We start from the raw sequence: 11,838 nt of genomic DNA on the forward strand, positions 1-11,838 counted from the left end.
CCCGAAGGTCGCCCGGAACACCCCTCCCACTGTAGAACCGCCACCGCCACCGCCACCGCCGCGCGCCCCACGTACGTCCAGTACGAGGGCCGAGGCCCGGCACGCCGAGAGCACGCACCTGACGCCGCGACGCCCGCCCTCGGGGCGGACGACGGGAGTTTGACGGCAGGGCCTAGGGTTGACGCCCATGACCATCAGCAACACCGGCACCGGTGACGTCGACCCCGAGGCCCGCGAGGAACTGGAGCGGCTGCGGGCCAGCATCGACAACATCGACGCGGCCGTCGTCCACATGCTGGCCGAACGCTTCAAGGCCACCCAGCAGGTCGGCCGCCTCAAGGCCCGCCACCACCTGCCGCCCGCCGACCCCGGCCGGGAGGCCCGCCAGATCGAGCGGCTGCGCAGCCTCGCCGAGGACGCCCGCCTCGACCCCGCCTTCGCCGAGAAGTTCCTGAACTTCATCGTCGCCGAGGTGATCCGGCACCACGAGCGCATCGCCGAGGACTCCGCCCACACCCGCCCCTGACCCGCGCGCGCCCGGCGCGGGGCCGGACATATGCCGTGTACCGAACCGCCCCTGTCGGCCGCCGGGGGCGATCGGGCAGCATGGCCCCCATGTCCGTACTGACGCGCGACGAAGCGCAAGCCCGAGCAGAGTTCCTCGACGTCCACCGCTACACCGTCGATCTCGACCTCACCACCGGTGACGAGACCTTCGGCTCCCGTACCGCGGTCCGGTTCACCGCGCGCACGGACGGGGACACCTTCGTCGAGCTGAAGCCCGCCGAGCTGCGCGCCGTCACCCTCGACGGACAGGCCCTGGACACCGGCACCCTCGACGGCAACCGGCTGCCGCTGAAGAACCTCACCGCGGGCGAGCACGAACTCACCGTCGACGCGGTCATGCGCTACTCCCGCACCGGCGAGGGCATGCACCGCTTCACCGACCCCACCGACGGCGAGACCTACGTCTACACCCAGCTCTTCCTCGACGACATCCAGCGCGTCTTCGCCGCCTTCGACCAGCCCGACCTCAAGTCCGTCTTCGACGTGAGCGTCACCGCCCCCGAGGGCTGGCAGGTGCTCGCCAACGGCGTCACCGAGCACCTCGGCGAGGGCCGCTGGCGCGCCGCCACCACCCCGCTCATCTCCACCTACCTCGTCGCCGTCGCCGCCGGCCCCTGGCACTCCGTACGCACCGAGCACCGCGGCCTGCCCTTCGGCATCCACTGCCGCCGCTCGCTCGCCCCCCACCTCGACGCCGACGCCGACGAAATCCTCGAGATCACCCGCGCCTGCTACGACCGCTACCACGAGAAGTTCGAGGAGCCCTACCCCTTCGACTCCTACGACCAGGCGTTCGTCCCCGAGTTCAACGCCGGCGCCATGGAGAACCCCGGCCTCGTCACCTTCCGCGACGAGTTCGTCTTCCGCTCCGCCGTCACCGACACCGAGCGGCAGACCCGCGCCATGGTCATCGCGCACGAGATGGCCCACATGTGGTTCGGCGACCTCGTCACCCTCAAGTGGTGGGACGACATCTGGCTGAACGAGTCCTTCGCCGAGTACATGGGCTACCAGACCACCCTGGAGGCCACCCGCTTCACCCAGCCCTGGGTCGAGTTCGGCGTCACCCGCAAGTCCTGGGGCTACGACGCCGACCAGCGCCCCTCCACCCACCCCGTCGCCCCCGAGTCCGTCGACGACACCGCCGCCGCCCTGCTCAACTTCGACGGCATCTCCTACGCCAAGGGCGCCTCCGCCCTGCGCCAACTGGTCGCCTGGCTCGGTGAGAAGGACTTCCTGGCCGGCATCAACGTCCACTTCGAACGGCACCGGTTCGGCAACGCCACCCTCGCCGACTTCATCGACTCCCTCGCCTCCGCCACCGAACGGGACGTACCCGCCTGGGCCGACGCCTGGCTGCGCACCACCGGCGTCGACAAGCTCACCCCCCGCCTCACCACCACCGGCGGCGAGCGCACCCTGACCGTCGAGCACGACGGCAGCCGCCCGCACCGCGTCACCGCCGGCCTGTACGACCGCGACCTCACCGAGGAGGGCCGCCTCACCCTGCGCGAACGCGTCGGCCTCGACATCCCGCAGACCGCGCCCCAGCCGCTCGGCAAGCGGCCCGCGCTGCTCCTGCTCAACGACGGCGACCTCACCTACGCCAAGGTCCGCTTCGACCCCGAGTCCTTCGAGACCCTGCGCACCAGCCTCTCCGGCCTGCCCGACCCCCTCACCCGCGCCGTCGTCTGGAACGCCCTGCGCGACGCCGTACGCGACGGCGAACTCCCGCCCGCCGCCTACCTGGAGACCGCCCGCGCCCACCTGCCGCTGGAGACCGACCTCGCCCTCGTCCAGGGCGTCCTGGCCTTCGCCGGCACCCACATCGCCGACCGCTACCTCACCCCCGAGCAGCGGCCCGCGGCCCTCGCCACCCTCGGCTCGCTCTGCCGCGACCTGCTGCGCCGCACCGAGGACGGCGACAACCCCGGCCTGCGCCTGGTCGCCGTACGGCACTTCATCGACGTCGCCGCGCACCCCGAGACCATCGCCGCCTGGCTCGCCGACGGCACCGTGCCCGGCGGGCCCGACCTCGACCCCGAGCTGCGCTGGCGCATCCTCGGCCGGCTCGCCGTGCTCGGCGCCACCGACGAGGCCGCCATCGCCGCCGAACTGGAGCGCGACCCCTCCGCCAACGGACAGGAGGGCGCCGCCCGCTGCCGTGCCGCACTGCCCGACCCGGAGGCCAAGCGGCGGGCCTGGGAGGCGATGTTCGCCACCGACGACCTCTCCAACTACCTGTTCAAGGCCACCGCCCAGGGCTTCTGGCAGCCCGAACAGGCCGACCTCGTCCGGGAGTACGTGCCCCGCTACTACGACGAGGCGGTCGCGGTGTCCGCCCGGCGCGGGCCCGCCATCGCCACCGCCGCCGGTGCCTGGGCCTTCCCGCACCACGCCGTCGACGCCGAGAACCTGGCGCTGGGGCAGGCGTGCCTGCGCGACGCCGACCCGGTGCCCGCGCTGCGGCGCAAGCTCGCCGACGAACTCGACGACCTGGCAAGGGCGTTGCGGGTGCGAGGGGAGTAGCTCCTGGGCGCCGGGCGGCGTGGCTCAGGACTCCCGCAGCCACTCCGCCCGGCGCAGCGCGCCCTCCGGCGCCTCCAGGGCGAAGCCGAGCCGCTCCAGGAAGCGCTCACCCGCCTTCCACCCCGCCGGCACCGTCGCCGTGACCCGGGACGCACCCCGCTCCAGCAGCGCTTCCGCCACCGCCCGGCCCAGGCCCCGGCCCCGCGCCCACGGCGCCAGCAGGAACAGCCCCACCGCCACCGCGCCCGCCTCCGGCCAGTCCCGTACCGCGTCCACCAGGCCCGCGACCTCGCCGTTCCGCTCCACCAGGAGCAGCACCTTGTCGCCGGGGTCCGCTCCCTCGGGCAGCGCGTAATAGAGGCTCTGCACATCGCCCGGCGCCGACGGCAGACCCGTCGCCGCCGTGAACCAGTCCTCGCACTCCTCGAACAGCCGCAGCAGCGCCGCCTCGTCGGCCGGACCCGGCTCGCGCAACAGCACCCGCTCACCGGGCAGCTCCACCGTCCACACCTCGCTCATCCCGGCGACGGTAGTGCCGACCGGACGCCGCTCCAACGCGTTTTCCCCGTACGGCAGTACCCATTTCCCGCTCCCGCTCGTTGTGCAGCGCGGACACCCGGCTCCCGAACCTGAGCGCCGGCGCGTGTCCCCGCCCCGCAGGAGAGCCCATGAGCACCCCGCCCCTCGCCTCAGGACCCCACGGCCCGGACGCCCTGCGCCCGCTCCTGGACACCGTCCTCGGCGCCCTCGCCACCGGCGCCGCAGCCCGCGGCGGCCCGCTGCCCGCAGGCGGGCCCGACGCCGTCGCCGCCCGCGTCAGCGACGCCCTCGGCGACGTGCTCCCCGAACACGGCGACCCCGACGCCCTGCGCGCCCTCGTGCACACCCTCGCCGCGGGCGCCGCCGACCCCGCCCACCCGCTCTGCGCCGCCCACCTGCACTGCCCGCCGCTCGCCGTCGCCACCGCCGCCGACCTGGCCGTCAGCGCGCTCAACCCCTCGCTGGACTCCTGGGACCAGGCACCCGCCGCCTCCGCCCTCGAAGCCCGCGTCACCGGCGCCCTCGCCGCCCGCATCGGACTCGCCGACGCCGTGGTCACCACCGGCGGCACCGAGGCCAACCAGCTCGCCCTGCTGCTCGCCCGCGAGGCCCACGGCGCCCATCTCCGACTCGTCTGCTCGGCCGCCGCCCACCACTCCCTGCCCCGCGCCGCCTGGCTGCTCGGCCTGCCCGACCCCGTCGTCCTCCCCGCACCGGGCGGCACCCTGGACCCCGCCGCGCTGGACGCCGCCCTCACCGAGCTGACCGGCCCCCTCCTCGTCGCCGCCACCGCGGGCACCACCGACGCCGGGCTCATCGACCCGCTCCCCGAGATCGCCGCCCGCTGCGCCGCCCACGGCGTCCGGCTGCACATCGACGCGGCCTACGGCGGCCCACTCGCCCTCAGCGACCGCCACCGCGCCCTGCTCACCGGACTCGACGCCGCCCAGACCGTCGCCCTCGACCTGCACAAACTCGGCTGGCAGCCTGTCGCCACCGGCTTCCTCGCCGTCGCCGACGCCACCGAACTCGACGCCCTCCACCAGCGCGCCGACTACCTCAACGCGGGCGACGACACCGAGGCCGGCCTCCCCGACCTCCTCGGCCGCTCCACCCGCACCACCCGCCGCCCCGACGTGCTCAAGGCCGCGGTCACCCTGCGCACCCTCGGCCGCACCGGCCTCGCCGACCTCATCGACCAAGTCCTCCTCCTCGCACGGGACTTCGCCGACCGCATCGAGTCACACCCCGGCCTCGAACTGTACGACCGGCCCACCCTCGCCACCGTGCTGTTCCGGCCCGTCCACGCCAGCGACGACACCGTCGCCGCCGTCCGCCGCACCCTGCTGCACGAGGGCCGCGCCGTCCTCGGCCGGGCCCGCGCCGACGGCCGCCTCTGGCTCAAGGCCACCCTCCTCAACCCCCACACCGGGCCCGACGACCTGGCCCACCTCCTGAAACTCGCCGAAGGACACACCCCCGCATGAGCCACCCGCCCCACCCCCCACACCAGGAGCCCGAGTCCCCCCGCGACCTCGTCGGCATCGGCATCGGCCCCTGCAACCTCTCCCTGGCCGCCCTCGCCGCGCCCCTCGCCGAACTCGACGCCGTCTTCTACGAACAGCGCCCCGGCTTCGACTGGCACCCCGGCCTCCTCATCGACGGCGCCACCCTCCAAGTCCCCTTCCTGGCCGACCTGGTGACCCTCGCCGACCCCACCAGCCCGTGGACCTTCCTCAACTGGCTCCGCACCCGCGACCGGCTCTTCCCCTTCTACTTCGCCGAGCACTTCCACATCCAGCGCGCCGAGTACGACGCCTACTGCCGCTGGGTCGCCGGACAGCTTCCCGGACTCCGCTTCCGCCACCAGGCCGACGCCGTCCGCTGGAACCCCGAACGCGACGTGTTCGAGGTCGACTTCACCCGGCTCGACGCCGACGGCCACGCCGAGGCCCTCGGCCGCACCCGCACCCGCAACATCGTCATCGGCATCGGCAGCGCACCCCACGTCCCCGAACCGCTGCGCCCCCTCGCCGCCGCCCCCGGCGTCCCCGTCCTGCACGCCGCCGACTACCTCGCCCACCGCGAGGCACTGCTCGCCGCCGGACACGTCACCGTCGTCGGCTCCGGACAGTCCGGCGCCGAGGTCTTCCTCGACCTCCTCCGCCACCGCCCCGCCGGACGCGAACACCTGCACTGGATCGGCCGCACCGCCGCCTTCGCGCCCATGGAGTACTCCAAGCTCGGCCTGGAGCACTTCACCCCCGACCACACCCGCTACTTCCACGCCCTCGCCGAGCCCGTCCGCGACCGGCTCGTCGCCGCCCAGTGGCAGCTCCACAAGGGCGTCGACGCCGGCACCCTCGCCGCCATCCACGACGAGCTGTACCGGCGCACCCTCGACGGCGGCTGGCCCGACGCCGTCCTCACCCCCGGCGTCCAGGTCCGCACCGCCGGACGCCTCGGCACCGGACAGGTCGAACTCCACCTGGAACACCTCGACCAGGGCAGCCGCACCCGCCTCGCCACCGACGCCGTCGTCCTCGCCACCGGCTACCGCATGCGCCCCCTCGACGGCCTCCTCGCCGGACTCGACCCCCACCTGCGCCGCGACAGCGCCGGACGCCCCCTGATCGACGACGAGTTCAAGCTCGTCCTCGACCCCGCCGTCACCGGCCGCGTCCACGTGCAGAACGCCGAACTCCACACCCACGGCGTCGGCGCCCCCGACCTCGGCCTCGCCGCCTGGCGCAGCGCCACCATCCTCAACTCCCTGACCGGCAAGGAGCAGTACCCGCTCCCCACCCGGACCGCCTTCACCACCTTCGGGCTCCACCCACAACGCCGAAGCCCCGGTGACAGCGCGACCGGACCGGCCCGCACCGTCACCGGGGCTTCACCCGGACCGGCCTACTAGAACACCGGCGTCCCGTTCCGCGTCAGCTTCCAGTCCACGGAAGCGAAGTCCTTCGGGTCCAGCACACCCTTCGCGGTCACCCACTCCGCGATCCGGGTCCGGATCTCCGTCGACTCCGACCACAGCTCCTTCGCCGACGCCACGTACGGGAACGCGCCGCCGCCGTTCGCCCGGTAGTTGTTCACCGCGAACACGAACTGCGCCGCGTCGTCCAGCGGAGCCCCGCCGAAGGAGAGGTTCTTGATCCGCGACCCGGCGGGCTGCGCGATGTCGATGTCGTACGACAGCCCCGACACGTAGTCGTAGTTGTAGTCGGGGCGGTCGGCCGCGTTCGTCAGCTTGTCCACGTCCACCGGCGCGCCCGGCGCCGTCTGCACGTAGTACTGCGCCGAGTACTCCAGGTACGCCCGCACCTGCGCGCCCGTCAGCAGCTTCGCCACCAGCGTGTTGTCGTACACGTACAGACCCGACAGGTCCCGGATGGTGACGTCGCCCGCCGGGATCTCGCTCGTCCGGGAGAACGGCGACGCCTGCGCCAGCACCGGCAGCGAGGCGTACTCGGTGCCCGCCAGCGCGGCCTTGACCACGTCCTCCTGCACCTTGGTGATCAGGTCGATGATCGGGGCGTCCTTGTACCGCGCCTCCACCGTGGTCAGCGTCTCGGTCGCCCGGCCCACCACCTGGTTGACGTACGCGACCACCTTCGTGTGCTCCTTCGAGAGCAGCTTGGTGATCTTCGGGTCGTCGGCCACCGTCCGCGAGTCCCTGAGGGACGCCTTCACCGACTCCACCTGCCAGCGGCCCCGCGTGAACACCAGCTCGAAGTCGAACAGGGTCAGCCGCTCCGCGAAGCACAGCGGCTCCGACAGCACGACCGTCTTCCCCGACTTCTCGTTGACGACCCGCAGCTCCGGGATCTCCAGATGCGCGTGCCCGACCAGGATCGCGTCGATCCCCGGCACCTGCCGCGCCACGTTCGCCGCCGCGTTCTCCACGTACGGCACCTGGTCACCGTAGGACGACGTGCCCGACGTACCCGAGTGCGCCGAGACCACCACGATGTCCGCGCCCATCGACCTGAGCTTCGGCACCCACTTCGCGGCCTGCTCCTCAAGGCCCTCGAAGGCCAGCTTGCCCTGCACGAACGCCTTGTCCCAGATGGCGATGCCCGGGTTGGTCAGACCCAGCACCGCGACCTTCACCGGCGGGGCACCCGGCACATGGAACCGCTTCATGTAGTACGGCGCGAACGCCGGCTTCAGCGTCTTCGCGTCCACCGCGTTGGCGCCCAGCAGCGGGAAGTCGAGCTGGTGCTCGAAGCGGCGCAGCGTCTCGATGCCGTAGTTGAACTCGTGGTTGCCCAGCGCCGCCGCGTCGTACCCGATCGCGTTCATCGCCTTCGCCATCGGGTGCACCGGGCCGCCCTCGGCGGTGATCGGGTCCACCTTGGCGTAGTAGTACGTCAGCGGGGTGCCCTGGATGGTGTCGCCCGCGTCCAGCAGCAGGGTGTTGCGGCGGCCCTTCTCCGCGCGGACCTGGTTCACCAGCGTCGAGATCCGGGCCAGGCCCTGGGCGTTGCCCGCCGCGTCGGTGTAGTCCGCGTTCTTGAAGTAGTCCCAGTTGAAGACGTGGCCGTGCAGGTCGGTGGTGCCCATCACGGTCAGCGCGTACCGCTTCTCGTGATGCCCGTGGCTCGCCGTGACGGCCCCGGCCGCCTGGGCCGCCGGGGCTCCCGCCCCGCCCGCGATCGCCACGCCCGCCCCGGTGACGGCGGACTGCTTCAGGAACTTCCGGCGGTCGAACGGCATCTCTCGGTCTCCTCGGCAAGGGGTCGACAACGCGCGTAGATTGTGGCCCGACCATGACAGGTCACAACAGACCCCCCAGGTTGCGATCCGGTGACCGATTTCCGTCAACTCCCCCCGCCGGCACGCCGGACACATGACACAGTGGGACGTATGACCCCTGAGGCGAACCCCGCGTACGGCACCGCCGACGCCCCGCTCCTCGCCGTCCGGGGCGAGGCCGAGTTCCAGACCGAGGCCGAGATCGCCCGCATCGGCGTCACCGTCACCGCCCGCGGCCGTGACCGCCGCGCCACCCTCGACGACCTCAACCGCCGCAACACCGCCGCGCTCGACCTCCTCAAGTCCTACGGCGACGCCGTGCCCGACCTCACCACCGGCTCCCTCGGCGTCACCCCCGAACTCAGCGAACGCGGCCGAGGCGAGCGGGTGCGCAGCCACCAGGGGGTCGTCCGCATCGACGCCGAGATCACCGACTTCACCGTCCTCGGCGAACTCACCGCGCGGCTGGCCGAGTTGGAGCTGACCGAGCTGGACGGCCCCTGGTGGTCGCTGCGCCCCGACTCCCCGGCCCACGCCGAGGCCCGTCGCCGCGCCGTCGCCGACGCCCTCCAGCGGGCCCGCGAGTACGCCGACGCGCTCGGCACCTCCCTCGCCGCGCTGACCGAACTCGCCGACACCGGCGCCGACCGGCCGCGCAACGTCTCCGCCTTCGGCCGCTCCGCCCGCCGGGCCGACGCGGCCGAGTCCGCCGAGCCGTTCGATCTCCAGCCCGCGCAATTGTGGGTCTCCGCGCAGGTCACGGCGCGTTTCACCCTGGTACCGCCCCGGCTTTAGCGGCGCCCCTGGTGGTACACATCAGGTAAAAGAACTCTCGCGCGAAAAACATCGCTCATAGGAGCGGGTCATCGCACAATTCAACACTTGTCAATAACCCTTTCCTCAAAGGTTTTTGAGTGGCCATGGAGCCCGAATTCTCTACCCGTCGGTAAGCCCTAGGCTCGACCCATGCGCCGAGCAAAGATCGTCTGCACCCTGGGGCCCGCCACCGACTCGTACGACCAGATCAAGGCACTGGTCGAGGCCGGAATGGACGTAGCCCGGTTCAACCTCAGCCACGGCACCCACGCCGAACACGAGGCGCGTTACCAGCGCGTTCGCAAGGCTGCCGACGAGACCGGCCGCAGCGTCGGAATCCTCGCCGATCTTCAAGGCCCGAAGATCCGGCTCGGTTCCTTCGCCGAAGGGCCCGTACTCCTCGAACGCGACGACACCTTCACCATCACCGTCGAAGAGGGCGTCCAAGGCGACCGCCACCAGTGCGGCACCACCTACGCCGGCCTTGCCGAGGACGTCCGGCCCGGCGAACGCGTGCTTGTCGACGACGGCCGGGTCTGCCTGGAGGTCACCGGCGTCGACGGGCCCCGCGTGCGCACCCGTGTGGTGGAGGGCGGCGTGATCTCCGACCACAAGGGGCTCAACCTCCCCGGTGTCGCCGTCTCCGTCCCCGCCCTCTCCAAGAAGGATCAGGACGACCTGCGCTGGGCGCTGCGCACCGGCTTCGACGTCGTCGCCCTCTCCTTCGTCCGCAGCGGGCGCGACGCCGCCGAGGTGCACCGGATCATGGCTGAGGAGGGCCGCCGGCTGCCCGTCATCGCCAAGGTGGAGAAGCCGCAGGCCGTGGAGAACATCGAGGACGTCGTCGCCGCCTTCGACGGACTCATGGTCGCCCGGGGCGACCTCGGCGTGGAGATGCCGCTGGAGCAGGTGCCGATCGTGCAGAAACGCGCCGTCAAGCTCGCCAAGCGCAACGCCAAGCCGGTCATCGTCGCCACCCAGATGCTCGAGTCGATGATCGACAGCGCCCGGCCGACCCGCGCGGAAGCCTCCGACGTGGCCAACGCGGTGCTCGACGGGGCGGACGCGGTGATGCTCTCCGGCGAGACCAGCGTGGGACACTACGCCGTCGAGACCGTGTGCACCATGGCGAAGATCGTCGCCGCGGCGGAGGAGGAGATGCTGGCGAAGGGGCTGCCCCCGCTGACCGAGCGGAACAAGCCGCGCACCCAGGGAGGCGCCGTCGCCCGGGCGGCCGCCGAGATGGGCGACTTCCTCGGGGCCCGCTTCCTCCTCGCCTTCACCCAGTCCGGCGACACCGCCCGCCGCCTCTCCCGCTACCGCTCACCCATCCCCGTCCTCGCCTTCACCCCCGACCCCGCCACCCGCTCCCAGCTCAGCCTCACCTGGGGCGTGGAAACCTTCCTCGGCCCCCACGTCGACTCCACCGACGCGATGGTCGACCAGGTGGACGAGCTGCTCCTCAAGTACGGCCGCTGCAAGAAGGGCGACGTGGTCGTCATCACCGCCGGCTCCCCACCCGGCCTCCCCGGCACCACGAACCTGGTCCGCGTCCACCACATCGCCGAGGACGACAGCCCGAAGTAGGGGGTCAGTGCTTGGGGCCCACGTGAGCGTCCATGAGGGCGACGGAGGCTTTGCGGGCGACGGAGATGTTGTACGGCTGCCCGTCACGGTTGAGCACCGTCCAGGTGATCCCGAGCGCGTCCAGGGCGCCGGTGAAGAGTGCCCTTACGTCGTCGGACTTGTTGGTGAAGAGGTAGCGCGGATACTCGTACCGTCTGCGCTCCCCGCCGACGGTGCGGGTGGTCCAGTTGGTGATCCGGCAGCCGTCGGAGTGGATCAGCCCCCGGACGAACTCCCACGGGCGGAGATCGACGATCTCCCGCTGCCAGGGCTCCAGCGCGATCAGCCGCTCGTGCTTGGGACCGGCCCCGTGCTGGGGGAAGAGGCACGTCCAGTGCCGGGTGTACGACTTCACCTCGACACAGCCGTTCCGCTCACGTCGGCTCGTGGCGGCGGACGGCAGCACCGTCCGCATGGCGTCCTCGGCGGCCGCGACCAGGCCGGTGTACCGGGCGTCGCAGTAGACCGAGAGATGGTGCTGACCGGACTTGGAGACGATGTGCCCGTCGCCGAGGTAGAGGCCCAGCAGGTACGCGTACGCGGTCCGGTCCACGGCGCGCTCCGTGCACCGGGGGCAGTCGGTCGGCCGCTGGTACTGCTCGCCACGCGCCCTGCGGTCCTCGCTGCGCCACCAGCCGACGGTCCCACGCGGCACCCCGAGTCGCTCGGCGACCTCACGGTTGGGGACACCGTCGCGCAGAAGGACCAGCGCCTCGGCGCGCTTCGAAGACGCGTGCGATGCCATGACGGCCACTCTGCGTGGCCGGTCGCGGCGCCGCGCAGCAAAAAGCGGAGAACCACGCGAACGTGATCCTCCGCTTCCTGTGTCGCAGAGTGCCGGGTGCGGGACTCGAACCCGCAAGCCCTTTCGGGCAGATGTGTTTGAGACATCCGTGTATGCCATTCCACCAACCCGGCGGGACTGGCTCCGGGAAGCATACCGGGTCAACGCGGAAGCCCGCCGCTAGGTAGGCTGCATAGACAGCAGCACCTGTC

9 protein-coding genes and 1 tRNA gene are annotated in these 11,838 nt (G+C 72.1%); 6 read left to right on the plus strand and 4 right to left on the minus strand.

The annotated features are described in order from the left end of the window. Positions 1–187 precede the first annotated feature (187 nt). Both OG448_RS22880 and pepN read left to right on the plus strand, forming a co-directional pair. Complete coding sequence (locus OG448_RS22880) at positions 188–526, plus strand: chorismate mutase (RefSeq protein ID WP_031182885.1); 339 nt, start codon at positions 188–190, stop codon at positions 524–526. 89 nt (positions 527–615) lie between these two features. After that, positions 616–3,096, plus strand: coding sequence for an aminopeptidase N (gene pepN / locus OG448_RS22885; protein ID WP_405556455.1), 2,481 nt, complete (start codon positions 616–618; stop codon positions 3,094–3,096). 24 nt (positions 3,097–3,120) lie between these two features. On the opposite strand, the gene OG448_RS22890 is transcribed toward pepN, so the two are convergent. Further along, positions 3,121–3,615 (minus strand): GNAT family N-acetyltransferase, encoded by a 495-nt coding sequence (locus OG448_RS22890; protein ID WP_405556457.1) that lies wholly within the window; start codon positions 3,613–3,615, stop codon positions 3,121–3,123. Positions 3,616–3,764: 149 nt separating this feature from the next. Here OG448_RS22890 and OG448_RS22895 point away from each other — a divergent pair, with 149 nt between their 5' ends. Together OG448_RS22895 and OG448_RS22900 are read left to right on the plus strand one after the other, a co-directional pair. Then, the gene (locus OG448_RS22895) at positions 3,765–5,123 is read left to right on the plus strand and encodes a pyridoxal phosphate-dependent decarboxylase family protein (RefSeq protein ID WP_405556459.1); all 1,359 of its coding nucleotides are present in this window, start codon (positions 3,765–3,767) and stop codon (positions 5,121–5,123) included. Further along, complete coding sequence (locus tag OG448_RS22900; RefSeq protein ID WP_405556460.1) at positions 5,120–6,553, plus strand: lysine N(6)-hydroxylase/L-ornithine N(5)-oxygenase family protein; 1,434 nt, start codon at positions 5,120–5,122, stop codon at positions 6,551–6,553. Before OG448_RS22895 ends, OG448_RS22900 begins: the two co-directional genes overlap by 4 nt. Here OG448_RS22900 and OG448_RS22905 read toward each other — a convergent pair. After that, positions 6,550–8,361, minus strand: a complete 1,812-nt coding sequence (locus tag OG448_RS22905) for a bifunctional metallophosphatase/5'-nucleotidase (protein WP_405556462.1) — start codon at positions 8,359–8,361, stop codon at positions 6,550–6,552. The two genes, OG448_RS22900 and OG448_RS22905, sit on opposite strands and share 4 nt — an antisense overlap. A gap of 150 nt (positions 8,362–8,511) precedes the next feature. Here OG448_RS22905 and OG448_RS22910 point away from each other — a divergent pair, with 150 nt between their 5' ends. Further along, positions 8,512–9,195: an SIMPL domain-containing protein gene (locus OG448_RS22910; RefSeq protein ID WP_405556464.1), complete on the plus strand. Its 684-nt coding sequence runs from the start codon at positions 8,512–8,514 to the stop codon at positions 9,193–9,195. Between the two features lie 171 nt (positions 9,196–9,366). Next, a complete protein-coding gene (gene pyk / locus OG448_RS22915) occupies positions 9,367–10,803 on the plus strand; it encodes a pyruvate kinase (RefSeq protein ID WP_405556465.1) in 1,437 nt (478 codons plus the stop codon). A 4-nt stretch (positions 10,804–10,807) separates the two neighbouring features. On the opposite strand, the gene OG448_RS22920 is transcribed toward pyk, so the two are convergent. Then, positions 10,808–11,587: a helix-turn-helix domain-containing protein gene (locus OG448_RS22920; RefSeq protein ID WP_405556467.1), complete on the minus strand. Its 780-nt coding sequence runs from the start codon at positions 11,585–11,587 to the stop codon at positions 10,808–10,810. Between the two features lie 90 nt (positions 11,588–11,677). Continuing rightward, positions 11,678–11,760 (minus strand) — tRNA-Leu (locus OG448_RS22925). Between the last annotated feature and the right edge of the window lie 78 nt (positions 11,761–11,838).

Origin of the sequence: Streptomyces sp. NBC_01171 (assembly GCF_045039805.1) — a bacterium.
Classification (GTDB): Bacteria; Actinomycetota; Actinomycetes; order Streptomycetales; family Streptomycetaceae; genus Streptomyces.